General features: G+C 44.9%; 9 protein-coding genes. 3 read left to right on the top strand and 6 right to left on the bottom strand.

All coding sequences use genetic code 11. The features are described 5' to 3' along the window. Window positions 1-60 precede the first annotated feature (60 nt). The 3 genes from CA600_RS11880 (at window position 61) to yhbH (ending at window position 9,859) form a co-directional block, all read left to right on the top strand. Window positions 61-6,792, top strand: a complete 6,732-nt coding sequence (locus CA600_RS11880) for a beta strand repeat-containing protein (RefSeq protein WP_094870361.1) — start codon at window positions 61-63, stop codon at window positions 6,790-6,792. Then, a complete protein-coding gene (locus CA600_RS11875) occupies window positions 6,789-8,474 on the top strand; it encodes a DUF11 domain-containing protein (RefSeq protein ID WP_094870360.1) in 1,686 nt (561 codons plus the stop codon). The genes CA600_RS11880 and CA600_RS11875 overlap by 4 nt, the downstream gene beginning before the upstream one ends. 221 nt (window positions 8,475-8,695) lie before the next feature. Further along, window positions 8,696-9,859 carry a sporulation protein YhbH gene (gene yhbH, locus CA600_RS11870; protein ID WP_094870413.1) on the top strand — a complete coding sequence of 388 codons (1,164 nt, stop codon included), beginning with the start codon at window positions 8,696-8,698 and terminating at the stop codon, window positions 9,857-9,859. Between the two features lie 249 nt (window positions 9,860-10,108). Here the strand turns inward: yhbH and CA600_RS11865 are convergent, their stop codons facing one another. The 6 genes from CA600_RS11865 to CA600_RS11840 all read right to left on the bottom strand — a co-directional run bounded on the left by CA600_RS11865 (window position 10,109) and on the right by CA600_RS11840 (window position 18,572). Continuing rightward, window positions 10,109-11,614: an alpha-glucosidase/alpha-galactosidase gene (locus CA600_RS11865; RefSeq protein ID WP_094870359.1), complete on the bottom strand. Its 1,506-nt coding sequence runs from the start codon at window positions 11,612-11,614 to the stop codon at window positions 10,109-10,111. Window positions 11,615-11,732: 118 nt separating this feature from the next. Beyond that, on the bottom strand, window positions 11,733-12,665 hold the full coding sequence (locus CA600_RS11860) for an AraC family transcriptional regulator (RefSeq protein ID WP_373455813.1): 933 nt from the start codon (window positions 12,663-12,665) through the stop codon (window positions 11,733-11,735). Between the two features lie 164 nt (window positions 12,666-12,829). After that, window positions 12,830-14,884 (bottom strand): methyl-accepting chemotaxis protein, encoded by a 2,055-nt coding sequence (locus CA600_RS11855; RefSeq protein ID WP_094870358.1) that lies wholly within the window; start codon window positions 14,882-14,884, stop codon window positions 12,830-12,832. A 93-nt stretch (window positions 14,885-14,977) separates the two neighbouring features. After that, window positions 14,978-15,820, bottom strand: a complete 843-nt coding sequence (locus tag CA600_RS11850; RefSeq protein WP_094870357.1) for a sugar ABC transporter permease — start codon at window positions 15,818-15,820, stop codon at window positions 14,978-14,980. Continuing rightward, window positions 15,817-17,130 (bottom strand): sugar ABC transporter permease, encoded by a 1,314-nt coding sequence (locus tag CA600_RS11845; RefSeq protein ID WP_094870356.1) that lies wholly within the window; start codon window positions 17,128-17,130, stop codon window positions 15,817-15,819. Before CA600_RS11845 ends, CA600_RS11850 begins: the two co-directional genes overlap by 4 nt. Window positions 17,131-17,237: 107 nt before the next feature. Beyond that, entirely contained in the window at window positions 17,238-18,572 is a 1,335-nt protein-coding gene (locus CA600_RS11840; RefSeq protein WP_094870355.1) for a sugar ABC transporter substrate-binding protein, read from the bottom strand. Window positions 18,573-19,347 lie beyond the last annotated feature (775 nt).

Here is a 19,347-nt window from a genome sequence, read left to right as displayed (position 1 = left end):
CTTTGCCGTCCTGATTATGGGACGGTTCACTTTTTTAAAAGCAAATTAACCTCGAAGGAGGTGAGAATCATTCCACTAGTCGTACGGGCAACGATCAATGCGACCGGTGCTATCACATTTACGGGCAACACACTTGGACTTAGTCGCTCCGATACGGTCGGAGTGCCAGGGACACTAGACAGCATCGGCGGTTTCACCACTGTTAACACTACATCTATTTTTGGCACCTATCCCAATGGAACTACAAGTCTTTATACGAGCAACAGTTCATCCGCTATACTGGTCCTGCCATCAGGCAGCACTGTGCTATATGCAGAGCTGATATGGGGCGGAACCTATATCAATGGAACCGTAAACCTCAGTGCAGCAATAAACAACCCTGTCTCTTTGATAAATCCTGCCGGGAGTACGTTCAGCATAACTCCCGATGCAGCAACTAGTAATACTGTTGATTTAGGAAATGGCGCATCTGCATATGTTCGTTCTGCTAATGTCACCAGTATTATTTCACAAGGCGGTGCCGGAACCTACACCACTGGTGGTGTAGTTGGCACGATCGTTATTCCTAGTGATTCCACAGCTAACCATGCGGGCTGGACACTTGGTGTAATCTATCAAAATACATCCTTGCCCTTCCGTAATATGTCCTTACGGGCAGGTGCAATACTTGTACAGGCAACTTCAGCACCAGTCTCTACTACAATAACAGGCTTTGCAACTCCAATTACAGGTGCACTTGGAGGTAGGGCACTATTTAGCGCACAGGAGGGTGATGCGAACCGTTCGGGAGACCAGGCATTATTCGGGCCTACATCAACAACGCTCGTAGCTTTATCAGGACCCAATAACTTTGCCAACAACTTCTTCGCTTCACAGATTAACAACGATCTAGGTGTACTGGATACCACTGGAACATTCGGAAATCGCAATCAAACAAACGGAAATCCCGGCACCAACATCATCGGTGGCCGACAAGGCTGGGACATTACTAATGTCGACGTATCAGCCAGACTTGCAAATAATCAGTCTTCAGCGATTTTACAATTAACTACCTCCGGTGATGCTTATGTACTTAATGGAAATGCCATACAAGTAGATATTAATGCACCTAAAATAAACGTTACTAAAAGTGCCAATGTGTCCGTTCCGATTGTCGGAGATACGGTAACTTACACTGTAATCGTCAGTAATACTGGAACAGCAAGTGCGGCTAGCGTCGTTTTATCAGATGCGCTGCCAGCAGGATCGACCTTTGTCACCGGAAGCGTTGTAGTGGCCGGCGTCGCAAGGCCCACCTTTGACATTACAGCAGGAATCTCTTTGGGGTCATTGGCTCTGAGCACTTCAATAACGGTTACATATCAAGCTAAAGTCACTTCATTACCACCAAGTCCGCAGAATATCGCTAACACCGCAAATGCTGCTTTTACATTTCAAAGTGTAGCTGGCGGTTCTATCATGACGGGGGTCATTCCATCCAATACGGTAACTTTACCCGTATATTCGCCCATCCTTAACATTGTAAAATCAGCAAATACTGCAAATGCGACCGTCGGAGATCAAATTACCTATACACTTCAAATCACCAACACTGGTAATATCGGTGCGCTAACAACAGTTACGGATAATATTCCTACGGGGAGCTCTTATGTTGCAGGTAGCTTTACCGTCAATGGATCTCCTGTCGCTGGAAATCCAGCTACAGGAATTGCTATTGGGACGATCGCTGCTGGAGGCAGCTCTACTGTTCAATTTCGTGTCTTAGTCAACAGCCTTCCATCTCCACCGCAACTGGTCGACCAAGCAAGCGCTGCTTATACCTTTCAGGTTCCAGATGGGCGAATTATTGCTGGATCAGCCTCATCCAATACTTTGTCTATTCCAGTGAGACTCCCTAATGTTGCCGTGGTCAAAAGCGCAGGATTTGCTGATGTCGCTGTTGGCGATACACTCCTTTATACCTCCGTTATCACTAACAACGGGATCGAAGCAGTTACTAATGTCATCCTTACAGACACCATACCCACTGGGACTTCACTGGTTTCGGGAAGTGTTACAGTTGCAGGGACGTCACAACCCTCTGCAAATCCAGGAACAGGCATTACTGTTGGTTCAATCGCTGCAGGGAGTTCGGTTACCGTCACCTTTCAGGTCAATGTTATCTCATTGCCTAGTCCAGCACAGCTATTAAACAAGTCTACAGCATCCTACAGTTCAGGAGCCTTTACTGGTATTTCACTTTCCAACACAACTACGACTCCAGTATATCAACCCAGCATTCAAATTGTTAAAAGCTCGAACACCGCTAGTGCAACCGTAGGTGGCAATGTTCTTTATACGTTAAATGTTCAGAATTCTGGAAATATTGGAGCTGCTGTAACCTTAACCGACAATATTCCCTCAGGGGCTACCTTTGTATCGGGTAGTGTAACTGTAAACGGAGTCGCACGACCAACAGATTCTCCACTTACAGGCATTAATCTAGGTACAGTGGCCTTAGGAACTGTTGTGCCCGTAACATTTCTAGTCACTGTCCAATCTCTTCCTTCACCACCTGTTCTGAACAATCTAGCCAGTAGCAGTTACACCTACCAATTACCAAGCGGCAGATCCTTATCCGGAACTAGCCAATCAAACACCGTCAGCATCCCTGTCTCTGCCCCTAATGTTACGCTAAGCAAAACCGCAAGCGTTGCAGATGTCGCAGTCGGAGAGAATCTGACTTACACAATCACAGTGTCCAACACAAGTAGCGTAGCTGTGAGTAACATCGTCGTCTCTGACCCCATTCCTACTGGAGGCACCTTTGTAGCAGGTAGCGTTATTGTTGGCGGCTCATCGGTGCCAGCCGCAAATCCAAATACAGGAATATCTATTAGTAGTATCGCTGCAGGCAACTCTACAACACTTTCTTTTAAAGTGAACGTGTCTTCTTTACCAAATCCAGCACAGTTTGCAAACAGAGCCAGCGCTTCTTTCACCTCCGGTGCCTTTACCGGTTCCTCACTCTCGAATACAGTAGTAACTCCTGTTTATCAACCGATCATTAGTATGGTCAAAAGCGCGAATACAGCTCAGGCATCCGTTGGGGGATCTTTGTCTTACTCGATCCTCATTAGCAATACAGGAAATATTGCAACCACACTACTATTGACTGATACGCTTCCACCCCAAGCTGTATTTAACGTTAATAGTGTAATCATAGGTGGAACACCTTTACCCGGCTACAATCCTGTAACCGGCATTCCTGTAGGCCCGTTGGCACCAGGTGACAGTGTGTCCGTAAGCTTTCTGGTCACGATAACTGCATTACCACCTACACAGGTGTTGCTAAACTCCGCTTCAGCAACATTTAGCTACACCCTCCCAGATGGGCGTCAACTTGGAGGAACTGTAGTGTCGAATACGCTCTCTGTCCCTGTTTCTGCCCCTAACGTCAGTGTCAATAAAAGCGTGAATGCTACTGACGCCGTTACAGGTGACATCCTTACATTCACCTCTGTATTGACGAACAACAGTATTGCTACAGTTAGCAACATCATTCTCAGCGATCCACTGCCTGAGAATGCAGCTTTTATTCCCGGAACCGTAATTGTAGGCGGCATTACCCAGCCGCTAGCAGTTCCGTCCGCCGGCATTCCAATCGGTAGTCTGGGTCCAGGCGCCACAGCTACCGTAACATTCGAGGTGAGGATAACGATGCCGATACCATCACAGATTAATAATCAGTCATCCGTCAGTTTTACATCCGGTGTATTCTCCGGTTCTTCTTCATCTAACATTACTAGCACACCAGTCACTCAACCACAGATTTCCTTATTAAAAAGTGCAGTCGATGGAGATGGGGATGCACTGGTTGTAGGTGATACAGTCATCTACACGGTGGTTGTAAGTAATACAGGTAATCTTGCTGCAAATGTAACTTTAACCGATAACATTCCTGTTGGAACTGTCTTTAATCCTAACAGTGTTATTGTAGGAGGCATGCCGCAGCCAGGTGCAGCGCCCGATACCGGTATAGCTGTAGGCAGTGTGGCACCGGGGACCAGTATCCCTGTTAGCTTCTCAGTTAATATCGTGACGCTGCCATCACCACAACAAATCAGCAATCAAGCTTCTGCAAGCTTTACCTTTACCCCTCCTGACGGTAGACCTTTAAGCGGAACTGCTGTATCTAATACAGTCACACTACAAGTCTCAGCTCCTAATATCGTCGTTGTCAAAAGCTCCACCTCAACTTCCGTAGCGATCGGAGATACGGTCACTTACAACGTAAATATTACAAATAGCGGTATAGAAGCTGTCAATAGCGTAATACTTAATGATCCAACACCAACCGGTGCTGCTTTTGTAACAGGGAGCGTATCCGTGAATGGAGTGCCTTTTCCAAACCTGAACCCTTCTTCGGGGATATCAATTGGTACCCTAGCGCCTGGAGCTTCGACTCTAGTTGCATACAGTGTTATCGTGACCTCTGTTCCTCCTACTGCTTCACTTATCAATAAGGCATCTGTAACCTTTACATCAGGTGTTTTTTCCGGTTCGACTTTCTCCAATACAGTTACCATTCCTGTGTACCAGCCGAACATCTCGGTCGTCAAAACAGCAAGTACGAATAACGCTACAACAGGTGACGCTGTTAGCTACACCCTGACCGTGAGCAACACAGGGAACTATCCGGCAAGCTTAATCATTACGGACAATATTCCTGCGGGTACTACCTTCGTTCCGAATAGTGTACTCATTAATGGACTCCCCTTAGCGCAAGCGGATCCATCTACGGGGATTCCAGCTGGAGTTATTGCACCCGGTGCCACTACTGCAGTAATATTCACTGTTGATATCACCTCACTGCCCAATCCTCAGCAGTTGGTCAATCAGGGTACCGTAGCCTATAGCTTCACTTTGCCTGACGGCCGCACACTTGGTAGTTCCGTCCTATCCAATACAATCACTATCCCTATCTCTTCACCAAATCTGGCTGTAGTAAAATCTACACCTACCACATCAACAACGGTGGGTGATACGATTACCTATACGGTTACGATTACCAATAACGGAATTGAAACGGTGAATAACGCCGTCTTCACGGATGCCCTTCCTGCGGGTACTACATTTGTATCCGGCAGTGTTCTTGTTAATGGTGTGCCTCGTGCGGGGGGCAGCCCTGCCACGGGGGTAACCTTAGGCAGTATCGCACCAGGTGTAACCGTAACTGTAGCCTTCACGGTGAACACAGTCTCATTGCCGCCTTCAGGTCTACTAAATAACCAGTCAACCGTTAGCTTCACCTCAGGAGTACTCTCTAATGTAGCCTTTTCTAACATTGTATCAACGCCTATTTATTTACCGATTCTAGCCGCAGCAAAAAGCTCCAATACAGTTCAAGCGACCGTCGGTGATACCATAACCTATACAATTAACGTAACCAATACAGGGAATTACGGGGCTTTAGCTACTCTAAGTGATACCATCCCTTCCGGAACGACTTTTGTGCCTAATAGCGTACTTATTCAAGGCGCTCCGGCTCCAGGAGCAGATCCTGCAGCTGGCATTCCACTTGGTGTAATATCCGCAGGTGCAACACTGTCTGTCATGTTCTCAGTACTCATTACAACACTGCCAGCAAGCCAGCAGCTGATAAACCAAGCTTCCGTAGCCTTTGCTTACACCTTGCCTGATGGTCGGACATTTAACAGTTCGATCAATTCCAATTCGACATCGATTTCCGTATCTTCACCAAATGTCATCGTAACTAAGTCTTCACCAGCTACAGATGCCGTTGTTGGCGATACTATTACCTACAACATGACGGTTACCAATAGTGGAATAGCCAACATCAACAACGTAAATATTAGTGATCCAATACCGGCTGGATCTACATTTGTCACTGGGAGTGTGCTCGTTGATGGTATTCCACATCTTAATGCCAATCCTGCGAATGGCATCTCACTCGGCACCATTGCACCGGGCGTTTCAGTCAATATCTCGTTCAACACTATCGTCAATGTGCTGCCTAATCCTGCTACGTTAACCGACCAAGCTTCCGTAAGCTTCACATCTGGGGCATTCTCAGGATCTTCATTCTCTAATACGCTTGTTATTCCGGTTTATCAGCCTATCATCGTTGTTATCAAAGGTGCGGATAGAACTGCTGCAACTGTCGGAGATACGATTACGTACTCCCTGAAGGTAACGAATACCGGTAATCTCACAGCAAATGTAGTCATAACTGATACGATTCCTAGCGGAGCTATCTTTGTTCCAAATAGCGTACTTGTTAACGGAGTGCCGCAACCAGGATCCGACCCGTCTACTGGATTAAATATTGGAGCAGTTGCTCCGGGAAGCACAATAACAGTGACCATAACCCTTCAGGTTACAGTAGCTTCTCTTCCGTCACCGCAGCAGTTAGTCAATCAAGCTTCATCAACGTTCTCGTTCACACCACCAGATGGTCGTCTACTCACCGGAACTTCAGTTTCGAACGTCTTAATTATCCCTGTTTCTTCTCCGGATGTAAGTGTCATTAAGAGCACTGCCTCTGTAGATGCTGTGGTCGGCGACATCATCACTTATACAATTGTTGTTACCAATTTGGGAATTTCACCTGTCAATAACGTCATCATAGTTGACCCTATCCCAGCAGGCAGCCAGTTTGTAACAGGCAGCATCACTGTAGACGGAACCCCACGACCTAATGGCAGCCCGGCTTCCGGTATTGCCATCGGAACGATTGCTGCTGGTGCTTCCTCAACCATCACCTTCCAGGTTCAGGTAGTAGCGTTATGATTCCCGGCTCACGTACCCAGCCTGTCGTAACCAATCAATCTATGGTACTCTTCAACTCGGCAGCGGGTGTTGACGGCATTGTCTATTCCAATACCGTTAACACCCCGGTCGTGGGCCCCGTGCTTTCATTGCTGAAGAGTACAGACAAATCCCATGCCTCATTAGGTGACACTCTAGTGTATACCATTACAGCTTCCAACAATGGGAACACAGAAGCTGTGGTAACTGTGTACGACACTCTTCCAGAGGGCGTATCCTTTATTTCTAACAGCGTGCTTAGAGACGGTGTGCCTCTCCCAGGGGCTACACCGTCTTCAGGCATAACGCTAGGTTCCATCGCTCCACAGAGTCAGGTGAACATCGCCTTTCAAGTCGTTATCATCTCACTGCCTTCTACGCTTGTGCTACAAAATAAAGCACTAGGCCGTTTTTCTTTTGCTACACCGGAGGGAAGGATCATTAACGGGGATTTATATTCTAATTCCGTATTCGTTTCTTTGCTTTCGTATCAGCTCTCTACCTCGTTGACCGCAAGCACTCCGACCTCTTTTATAGGCGATGTAGTTACCTATACATTACGGCTCACGAACGAAGGTAACAGCCTATTAAATCAAATCAGCGCAACGATATCTATTCCGAACGGAGCTGTGTTCATTCCAGGGAGCGTCATTGCAGGTGGAGTCTATTATCCAGAATCAGATCCTATGCAAGGAATAGGAATCGGTCAGCTTGATAAAGACCTAAGTATTGATATTTCTTTTCGTGTTCGAGTGACTGAGATCCCTCCATCCTTGGACCTGACTAATCGGGCAACTGTCACTTATACCGTCGATGACGATCCCAATATAACCGAGAGTAACACCGTCGTTGTCTCACTTGTTCTGGCAGGTGTCACCATCAGCAAGAGAGTAGATCATGTTACAGCAGCTCCAGGTGACAACCTAAGATATGAACTAACTGTAAGCAACAGCGGGAACTTGGCCGTAAATGCAATCCTGACGGATGCTATTCCTCCCGGCACTCTTTTCGTATGGGATAGTGTTCTGTTAAATGGAGTCATGCAAAAAGGAGCCCGTCCCGCAGACGGCATTCAGCTTGGTACTTTAAGAGGCGGAACTTCAGCAGTCGTAGTCTTTCAAGTGAGCGTCCCCGCAGCTATAAACATTCAGGCCATCGGAGCTGTACAAAACCATGGAAGTGTTCAGTATACTTTTGTACTCCCGGACGGACGAACAGTAAGACAAACCTCTCGTTCCAATACCGTTACTACCTTAATCGTCACACCTGTGATTTCTCTCGAAACTCATGCAAAGCCTACCCTTGTGGAAGAAGGAGAACATGTCCAGTGCTGGGTCTCCCTAACGAATAGTGGGAATTGGCCAGCAAAAATATCCCTTGATCGGCTATCACCGGAGGAATGTCTTATTGATCCTAGCAGTATTGTGATTGACGGAATTCCAAATCCACAATCTTCATTTAACGGTATCTTGTCGCTAGGGACAGTCAAAGGTGCTGTTACTGTAAACATCCATTATTTTGTCAGGGTAAGTGAACATGTAATGATGCGTTTCCTTAAAGGCTTAGTAACCGCTCAATATTCTTTCAATTTGGATGGACGTGAATATGCTGGCGAGAGCCAGTCGAACAGTTATACATTGACCGTGGATGAGATCAGCGAATAAGAAATCACATATCCCCCATCCCCATGAATATACTTTAGTTACAACCCAAGAAGAAACGACGTTGTCGTCCTCTAAAGACGATAACCGTTTCTCGTAGAAATATAAGGATAATGTATAGGGTAAAACCTATACTTTCTTATATTTTCAAAACATCCTCACAAAGTGAGGCTTTGCAAAAGGTTCCCTCGATTAACATTCATATTCCATGGGAGGTGGTCATCCTGTCGCATTCATCTGGTCCCTTTTCCTTTGTAGTCTCAAAAGAAGACTGGTCCCTTCATCGCAAAGGCCATCAGGATCAGGAGCGTCATCAACAAAAGGTTAGAGAAGCTATTAAGGATAATTTGCCGGATCTCGTGACCGAAGAAAATATTATTTTGTCAGGCGGTAAGCAGATTGTTAAGGTTCCGATTCGCAGTCTGGATGAGTACCGAATTATTTATAACTTTCGTAAGCAAAAGCATGTAGGACAGGGCGACGGGGAAAGTCAGGTCGGCGATGTACTTGGGCGGGATTCACAGTCAGCACAGCCCGGCAAGGGGGAAAAAGCAGGCGATCAACCTGGTCAAGACACCGTGGAAGCAGAGGTCAATCTGGAGGATCTAGAGGACATCTTGTTTCAGGATATGGAGTTGCCACATCTGAAGCCCAAGAATAAGGAAGAGATTGAGGTTAAATCCATCATCTTCAACGATATCCGTAAAAAAGGCATGATGTCCAACATCGATAAGAAACGTACCCTGCTGGAGAATCTTCGGCGTAATGCAAGCAGAGGAAATCCCGGCATTCACAGCATAAGTCCTGATGATCTGCGCTACAAAACATGGGATGACATTCGAACGCCTCACTCCAATGCGGTCATTATTGCGATGATGGATACGTCAGGTTCGATGGGATCTTTTGAAAAATACTGCGCCCGCAGCTTCTTCTTCTGGATGACCCGTTTTCTGCGCCGCCAGTATGAGAAGGTAGAGATTGTCTTTCTCGCCCACCATACGGAGGCCAAAGAGGTCAGCGAGCATGATTTCTTCACACGTGGCGAGAGTGGGGGAACCATCTGTTCCTCAGCCTATCAAAAAGCGATTGAGATTATCGATAGCCGATACCCGCCAGCGCAGTACAACATTTATCCGTTTCACTTCTCTGATGGCGATAACCTCACCTCCGACAACGAACGTTGTGTGAAGCTAATTGGAGAATTGCTAAAACGAAGCAATATGTTTGGTTACGGGGAAGTGAATCAGTACAACCGCAGCAGCACACTAATGTCCGCTTATCGTCATCTGAAGCACGAGCAATTCATGCATTATGTCATTAAAGACAAAAAAGAAGTGTACCAGGCGCTAAAGACCTTCTTCAGTCAAAAGGGTACTGTAACTTCATAATCACCTATACATGAGTATCCCATCAGTCATTTCATGACTTTTGGGATACTCATATTTTGGGGATTCCTCTACCCAGCTTGGGGGCTCCAAGGTTCGGAGCTATCGGATAGAAACCCATATAAACAGCCTCCACATCCCAGTACTTGGGAGGGGAGGTTGTTTATATAAAGGAGCTCTAATCAACTGTCTGAAGCCGTCTCACAGTACCTTTGTTATCGCTTCTTCCAAGTGTGCTGCACCCACTACAATCTAATGAGCCTTTTCCCTATCCTTGCCTTTGTCAGACTCACCGGCATTTCTATTCGCTGTATCCCGGTCCTGCATCATCTCTTCCACCGTTTTCACCTTCAGGCGAGCAGCGCCTTCGTTATTAGTCTTCGTTGGAATCAGATTTCCTGTAGCTAAGCGCTCCTTCGCTTTTGCAATGGCCTCGCTGTATTGTGGCAGCCACTGCTCCCCAGCTACGAGCATCTCATCGACCATCTGCCAGATTTCTTTCGGGTTACATACGGCACCTACGAGCGGATCCATCATAAAGGCTTGACGCAGCAGCTTGTCATCGCCATGCACCGCGGCTTCGACGGCTAGACGTTGCACTGAGATACTAACGTTGCACACCGCTGCGAGACCAAGCGGTAATTCTCCCACAAGCGGCATCGATATCCCGTTCCGGTCCACATACCCCGGTGCTTCGATGATCGCATCATCCGGCAAATTAGAGATCACACCATTGTTCACAGTGTTAAAGTGACCTCTGTACACTCTGCCCGTTTCCAATCCTTCAATAATAAAAGAGCCATGCTCTTCTCCACGATTCTCCACCGTATACTCCAGTGCCGGGTCCTTCATCCAATTCGGAAAATCCGTTTCGAACCAATTCCGCCCTTCAGTGCAGACACGTAGATATCCGCCAGTCTCTCCGTTAATCCAGCTTCCTAGGTCGATCCAATCCATAATTTCATCGCTCCGTTTACGGTACCATGGCACATATTCACTTAGGTGACCATTGGATTCAGTACTGTAATATCCAAACCGGCGCAGCATGTCGATCCGAACTTTTTCTGTGCGACTGAATTCTGGATGATTCTCAAAAGCTTCTAAAAGACCTTCGGTCAAATCCTTTCCCTGATGACTCGCTGAAATATACCAAGTCTGGTGATTGATACCCGCACAGATAATATCGACTTCTGACTTCTTCAGCCCATACACATCTGCAATTTGCCCATGCCCATGCTGCACTCCATGACACAGACCAATCGTCCGTACACCGCCGTATTTGTTGCAAGCCCAAGTCAGCATAGCCATAGGATTCGAATAGTTAAGCAGGAGTACATCCGGCGCAGCCATCTCCCTAATATCACGGCAAATATTCAGCATTTCCGCAATCCCGCGCTGACCATACATAATGCCTCCTGCACAAAGGGTATCCCCTACGCACTGATCGACGCCGTATTTCAAAGGAATATCCACATCTGTAGCAAATGCTTCCAGCCCACCCATACGAATAGTACAAAATACGTACTTGGAATCCTTCAGGGCTTCTCTTCGATCCGTCGTTGCCTGGATTTGAATATTTAATCCATTCTCTCTAATATCACGTTGGCACAGTTCGGTAACCATCTCCAGGTTGTGGCTATTAATATCCATAAACGAGACTTCAATATGATTAAATTCCGGCACGGTTAGTAAGTCCCGCAACAATCCACGGGTAAATCCAATGCTGCCTGCCCCAATAAAAGACACTTTAAATGACATCCTTATCATCCTCCGGTAATGAATTGGTTGTTCCTGTCCATTGTAGCAGGGGCGCTAGGGAAAGCGTAACCAATATCATGACCTCTTTTGAAGGAAGGTGTCAAAAATCCTAACTTGTCTATTGAACATCCATCTCTTCATAACTCCAAGCATGACGCTCAATGGAATTACGATATTCTACGGGTGTGCAGTCAGTATATTTCTTGAAGAGGAGATGAAAATATTGTCTGCTACTAATTCCTACATAATCGGCAATTTCAGCAATCGGAATATCACTTTGCCCCAGCAGCATCTTCGCTTTCTCCATTCGCAGCATATTCAAATAATCACTGAGTGTCCTACCTGTATGTGACTTAAAAATACGATGCAGATATCCGGGATGCAGATTGACCGCGGCAGCGATATCCTTAACCTGAATACTCTGGTCGTAATTCTGATGCAGGAATTCGATACTACGCCGCACATAGAGCTGTGACGGCTGTTGACTGGCATGAAGCTGATCCTGTCGCAAGCTAGATAATCGAAGCAGAAGCTCACAAAACAATAAGTCGACCATACTTCCACCTTTCCCGCCACTTTGATCAAGCTCCAGTACAAGTCCTTTTAGAACATGATAAATTTCCTCCGGATCAGGCATGACTAGACTGGAAAAGGGAACCTTTAACCATTCAGCAAGTGCCGCTTCTTTCCGAGCGAGCTTGCCGATTGATGGAGCAACCCCTGTATATTCCGTAAATCCAAACTCCACATTCAGCATTCTACAGGGCGCCCCATCCTCGACAATCAGTCTGTGCGGAACATTCGCATCAAGGATGATCAATTCTCCCCGTTTTAATCTAAATCTCTCTTCTTGCCCCGCTCTCGGGTGAACATCCACGACACAGCTCCCTGAGATCAAATACATAATTTCGGTTGAATTATGCTGATGGTAGGACATATAGTAATTGTTCCATTGTTTATAATAGTAAGCAAAAAAATGAGGACTATAATCCCCTTCAATTAATGCCTGCTGAAAAAGACTCCCACTAAGACTTAGATGCAAATTTGTCAATCGATCACTCTTTTCTACTATTAAAATGTTAATCCAAGTGTATCTCCCAAACTCCTTCTAAGACAAGAAGAACGCCTTAAAGTCATTAAGTTAAAAAAACGAGCAAAACTCCAATACATAGGAGAGTTGCTCGTTTTATTGTTTTTACTAATAAGATTTAATTCTCATACTTGAAAAGAAACCATAGATTGCTTAAGATCTGCTGCTAAGCTCTCTAGCTTTTGAGATAAAGCAACAAGCTCCTCACTTACAGTAAACTGCTGTGAGGACATCGAAGCTACCTCCTCTGTCGAAGCCGTTGTCTGCTGCACTATGGCACTGACACTCGCCATGGATTCGCCTAATTGACGCTGAAACGCTATCAGTTCATGAATAGAAGATGAGGATTCATTAATATGTCCCATGAAGTGTTCCATTTCCTCTTTCACACTGACAAATATCGTCGATGACTCCCGTACGGAAGAAATCTGTTCACGAAACTTTGGAGCGGTCTCATTGATATCCTTAACGGTGTTCTCAATGTGTAGACCAATCTCTTCTGTAATCTTGGAAACCGATTGAATCGACTCATTCGATTGGTTAGCGAGCTGTCTGATTTCATCCGCAATCACTATAAAACCTCTGCCTGCCGCACCCGCTCTTACCGCTTCTATAGTGGCATTTAGTGCCAAGATATTGGTCTGCTTATTCACGGCTATCATAGGACTTAGAATACTGCGAATTAAATGTGTACTCTCTCTAAGCTTATTGGAGTTTTCTTGTATCCGATTGAACATCTCCACCGTAGATTCACTCTGCTCTACTAGCAGCTTCATCAGTTCTGTCCCCTGATCACTAACCTCGATAACCCGCTCCGCAGAAGCATCCATTACTGTATTCAATTCAGTTACTTGGCTCATTTTACTGCCAATGATTTCGACATTATGATGGCTTCTTTCTGCTTCAGCAGCAAGGCTGGCGGCTCCAAGTGCAATCTCACCCGTAGCAGACGCGACCTCTCTGGCATGAAGTGAGGTTGTACCTGATGCTTTAACTAATTGTTCCGAGGTACCCAGCACTTCATCCGCTGACATCTCACTCTGGCTTGCCAGAAGAGAAATTTGCTCCATCATTTTGTTGAAGCTATGCCCAAGCCGGCCAATCTCATCCTTACCTTTAAAATTCGTTCGTACCCGAAGATTTCCTCGTTCGCCATCTTCCATTAAAGTCGCCAGCTTACCCAGAGGACGTCCAACCAAACGAACCAGAATATAACCAATTAACAGGGCTATCACGGCAGCTGCCAGCACCACAGAGAACGTGATATACAGAAGCTTGTCCGCCGACTTCGTAAAATCACTGACCGGTGCATAGCCCATGAGTGTCCACTTCGCAGTTTTTAAAGGCTGATACACGACAAGCTGCGGACTTCCGTTCTCATCGGCTGCTGTAAAAGAATGTTTCTTCTCTACATCTTGCTCATCTGTTACTTTTATGTAAGAGGGTTGACCCAGTTTAGCATGATCCGCACCATAAACTATGTTACCTTCTGTGCTCAAAATTCGAATCTCACCCGTAATTCCAATCTGAAGATTAGACAACATTTCGGTCATGGCCTTGCCTTTAACTTCGATCAGCATATAATACTCCGCTTCAGGATGTACAAGATTGCGAAGCAATCTCCCCATAGTTAAAGTAGGTTCAGTATAAGCATCAAAGAAGCCCTTCTCACGAACCGGAAACCACACTGGCTCCCCTTTAGCATCTGCAATTTGTTTCAGTCTTTCAGCAATACCTTCATCACTACGAAGGCCACTAATGCCAGTAGATTTATACGATTCCGTTTCTTCCAAGCTCTTAGATACCAGTCTGACGCCATACATCCGCTCATCTGATCCTTTAACTAAGTCTAGCTTTCTACGAATCCGATCTTCCGCGGAAACTTTGGCTACCGTTGTAAGTTCTCCACTTTTTATGTTTTCCAAATCACCTTTTAATGCGGAGTCGAGGGCAAACTGCCTTGAGAGCGCTTCGTATTCTGTTAGGACAAAATCCAGCTTGTCCGCTGCTTGAACTACAGACTGCGAAGAGGCTGCGGCAACCTCATCTGTAATGATATCTTTAGCAGCAAAATATGAAGTCAATCCTAGTACAGAAGATAAGAGCACTATGGAGCTGAATAGAATAACGAACAGCTTTATTCCAACGGATCTAATTTGTAGAGTCCATAGCTTTTTCATTATGTTCACTCCCTATAATGGAATAAGGGTACAGCCCTCCATTTCTGTACAAAGGCTGTACCCTGTTCATTCTTTAGTTTGAAGTATTTCCGTTTACCCTTTACTGGCTCCTGCGGTCAATCCATCTACAAGCAGACGCTGCAAGAATACAAACAAAATCATAATCGGAATAGAGATCAGAACAGCACCGGCAGAGAACAAGGTAAAGTTAGTGTTTTGGTTCGTGTTAACCATATCCCACATTCCAACTGCGACGGTCCAGTTTTCCTTCGTCCGTAAAATAAGTCTGGCAAAAATGAAATCGACCCAAGGACCGACAAACTGAGTCAGTGCCATGTAAGTGATCATAGGGCGTGACAAGGGAAGAATAATTCGCATAAAGATACCGAAATTGCTCGCCCCGTCTATTCGAGCCGCCTCATCCAAAGAACGAGGAATGGTGTCGAGGAAGCCTTTGGCGATAAAGGTCCCCCCGAGCGGCGCCCCGGCTGCATAAACGATAATCAAGGCAATATGCGTATCCAGCAAATTAAACTCCTTAAGGAGCATATAAATGGCAATCATACTCATAAAACCAGGGAACATCCCAAGGATCAGAACCGTAGATAATGCTGTTTTACGCGCTTTAAACCGGAATCTGGATACAGCATAACTGGTTAACAAGGTAAGTACTACACCGATAAGCATGGAGAATATGGCTATTTTCAATGTATTCGCATACCAAGTTCCAAACATATAGCTTGGTGACGTGAACAATTCTCTGTAGTGATCGAAGGTGAATTGTTCAGGGATAAACGTTTTGCTGTACAATGATTTACCAGGCCGGAAGGAAGCAAATAGAATCCAGAGGGCCGGATAGAGTGCCGCTATCGACAAAGCAATCAAGATGATGTAACTACCACTTAAGCGAATAAAGTTCGCGATCTTTCTGCTCATTGGATCATATCCTCCTCTTTGAATGATTTCGTCCGGCGGTAATTGTACAGGGAGAATGAAGCAACAATGATAAAGATAATAATCCCTATTGCCGAAGCCATGTTGTTTTTATTCTGATCAAGTGTTAATTTGTATAGCCAGGTTACCAGCAAGTCCGTGGAACCGGCATATTGATAATCACCATTTACAGGACTACCACCTGTTAATAGGAAGATCGCATTAAAGTTGTTAATGTTACCTGCGAATTGCGTAATTAAAGTAGGCGCTGTGGAGAACAATACCATCGGTAACGTAACAATACGGAACTTCTGATAACCTGATGCTCCATCCACCTCAGCGGCTTCATACATATCCCGAGGGATTGTAGTCAGTACGCCCATAATAAGTAACATTGAGACTGGAATACCAACCCACATGTTAACAATAATTACGGTAACCTTAGCCCAGAATGGATCTGTCAGCCATGGTAATCCGCCCATTCCAAAATACCCAAGGTATTGGTTGATCGGACCGAATTGACCGTTAAATAAATTGCGCATCAGCAGCAAAGAGATTAGCTGTGGTACTGCGTAAGGCACAATCAGAATAACTCTCCACATTCCTTTGAAACGAATACCTTTTTGGCTCACCAATAAGGCTACCAATAGTCCTCCGAAATATGTAGTAATCGTTGAAAGAACTGCCCAGATAATCGTCCATGTTAATACACCATAAAAGGTGTGGCTCCATGTTTTGAGAACTAATAAATTTCGGAAGGTCTGAAATCCAACCCAGTCCACCAATTTAGCGGGTGGAAGATGATCAGGTGCGGAATAGTTCGTAAACGCCAGCAGGATCATGAAGATGATTGGCATGATTGTAAAGAATAGAACACCAATACCCGGCAAGACCAAGAACGTCTGAGCGAACTTATAATCCAGTATATAGCGAACACTTTGTTTAAAGGTGTTTGCCTGAAGACCGTTATCGCGTTTCTCTCCAGTCTTATAAGCATCTTTAATGTTCAAATACCAAGCGAGGATTATGATGATAAGCATTAGAATGGTGATCAAGCTTTGAATCAAAATATAAATCGAGTGATCACCAGCTACCATCTTAGCAATGCCTTTTACTTTTACCAAACGGCTAGGGTTCTCTCCTAGTGTGACAAAACCCCATAAAGCAGTAGCAAGATTCTGAATAAAATAATAAACAGCGGCGGCTTCTACAACTAAAAACATGATTCCTTTGATGAATTGGCGGTTATATATTTGTCCCAATCCCATGAAAATCGTCGACAGTATTGCGGCCCTCGTGCGATGTCGCTGCATTTCGCTTCCGTTCTCCTCTCCGAGTGAAAATAAGAAGCTGCCCTCCGCTAAACATGCGACGGGCAGCTTGATTCACTGTATGCTGTTAAGACTGTGATTTATGATCCTTATTGCGATGAACTGTTGTTCAAATCTTTGATTTGTTGAACGGCTTTGTCCATTGCTGCTTTTGGATCTACACCCTTATCCCAAATTTCTGGGAGTGCTGCATTTACAGGGCTCCAAACGTTACCCATTTCAGGGATAGAAGGCATTGGTTGGGAACTCTTAGCTTGTGCTGCAAAAGCGGATACGAATGGATCATTAACGATTTGTGGATCAAGAAGCGCTTCGTTGTTAGTAGGAACAGAACCGATCGTTTTGTTCAGTAACAATTGAGCGTCTTTGCTTGAAGCAAAATGAGCGTACAATTTAGCAGCATTCGGATATTGAGTAAACGAGTTAACTGCGAAAATTTTGATACCAGAGAATGTGATGGCTGTTTTGCCATTTACTGTAGGGATCGGTGCGATACCAAGGTTATCTCCGAGAGCGGCTTTGTAGCCTCCAAGCTCCCAAGGACCAGTGATATCCATCGCTACATCACCAGAGTTGAACAAGCTGCGTTTGATATCACTATTGATATCTCCACTCTTAATTGGCAATGCTTCTTTCATTTTCACAAATTCTTTAAGTCCTGCAACAGCTCCATCATTAGCAAGTCCGATATCTTCTTTATCTGTACCGTCCTTACCGAACAGATATCCGCCATCGGAAGCGATAAACATGTAGTTGAAGTACAAGTTTCCTACTTCCCACATAATGCCGTATCTGTTCTTGGATTTATCGGTGAATGTTTTGCTGAAAGCAAGAACATCGTCAAAAGACTTAGGTGCTTCTTTAACGAGTGATTTATTGTAGAACAATGCATAAGTTTCTGCTGCTCTTGGGTAACCATACAATTCGCCTTCGTACGAAGATCCGATAATCGAAGCTTCAGTATTGCTAGCTTTTGTTTCTTCACCGAAGACATCGTTTGGAAGAACCAAGCTCGCACTTGCCGCTTTACCTAAGTTGTCGTGAGGAATAAGGATAACGTCTGCAGCTAATCCTGAAGGACCATCTTGCGTAAGTTTAGTTACTTGATCTGGTGGTGCCAACTCTTCGATCTTGACTGGAACGTTATATTTCGCTGTGAACTGCTTAGCAATTTCATCTGCGAATGGTCTTTCTTCCTTACTTTCCCATACGACTAGAGTCGCTCCATCTTCAGGGACAATCTCTCCTGTTGCAGCTGCATCTGTGCTCTCTGGCGCTGCAGTCTCTGTAGTGTTGTTAGCAGCATTAGTAGCTTTTGCTGCATTGTTTCCCCCGGCATTCCCATTGTTGTTCGAACCACACGCTGTAACGGACAGTGCCATAGAGACAGCAGCGGTGATAACCATCACTTTTTTCAACTTCATTACTTTAACCCCTCCCAATTTTAAAAAAGAATAAGATGGTAAAATAGTAGAACCAGAAACTTGCGCAAACGATTTCAGAAAAGCTAAAAAAAAAGTTATTCTTTTAGCTCGCTCCTTCTTGAGGTGCAATTCGCAGTGCAAGAAAGCGCTTCATTCATGAATACATCATACAACAGTATCGTTTGTTTTTAAAAACGTTTGCACATACCATATTTGACCATTTTCCATTAATTGATAAAGACTATAGGCATTTATCTCCATTTTTCACATGATATCTTTTAATTAATCGATAATTCATGTGTTTAAAAATGGAATTGTTAATTTATTTGCCCCTCATATCCCACAAATTCACTTTTCCTATAGATTTACAATTATCTGAGCGTAGAAACGCGCATATACTTAAGTGAAAATTTGTGCAATGGTTTGAACAAGAGTATTGAAAGCCCTTTTATTCCATGTTATAATCCAAATCGTTAAGAGGCACTCCAACATGAATCAACGCATCTATTGTCTGCCTCCTGTTTTATATAACTAAAAGGCAATGTTACTTATGAAAGGTACAACCTCGGACAAGCTACTTCGCGGCGGTTGTGCCTCTTTGTTTTGTGCAAGATTGCCTCATCATTTGCGCATGTTGCATAAAAAACTGTGCAACCAATAACAATAGCGACATTCTAACCTCCACGCGCTGTGGTCAATGGTTCGGAAAAGTATCGCTCACAAAACTTAAGCGTATGCTTTCGAGGTAGTTTTGCCGAAGCTGGTCAGGGAAGTA

The sequence above is a fragment of the Paenibacillus sp. VTT E-133280 genome (assembly GCF_002264385.1).
In the GTDB taxonomy this organism is placed as follows: Bacteria; Bacillota; Bacilli; order Paenibacillales; family Paenibacillaceae; genus Paenibacillus_AQ; species Paenibacillus_AQ nitricinens.
Note: the sequence above shows the minus strand (reverse complement) of the source record. Positions and strands in the feature narration are given on the sequence as shown.

Bases quoted from the DNA above. Each gene is read 5' to 3' on its own strand.
- CA600_RS11875 (WP_094870360.1), top strand. From the start codon at position 6,789: ATGATTCCCGGCTCACGTACCCAGCCTGTCGTAACCAATCAATCTATG.
- CA600_RS11865 (WP_094870359.1), bottom strand. From the start codon at position 11,614: ATGTCATTTAAAGTGTCTTTTATTGGGGCAGGCAGCATTGGATTTACC.
- CA600_RS11855 (WP_094870358.1), bottom strand. From the start codon at position 14,884: ATGAAAAAGCTATGGACTCTACAAATTAGATCCGTTGGAATAAAGCTG.
- CA600_RS11850 (WP_094870357.1), bottom strand. From the start codon at position 15,820: ATGAGCAGAAAGATCGCGAACTTTATTCGCTTAAGTGGTAGTTACATC.
- CA600_RS11845 (WP_094870356.1), bottom strand. From the start codon at position 17,130: ATGCAGCGACATCGCACGAGGGCCGCAATACTGTCGACGATTTTCATG.
- CA600_RS11840 (WP_094870355.1), bottom strand. From the start codon at position 18,572: ATGAAGTTGAAAAAAGTGATGGTTATCACCGCTGCTGTCTCTATGGCA.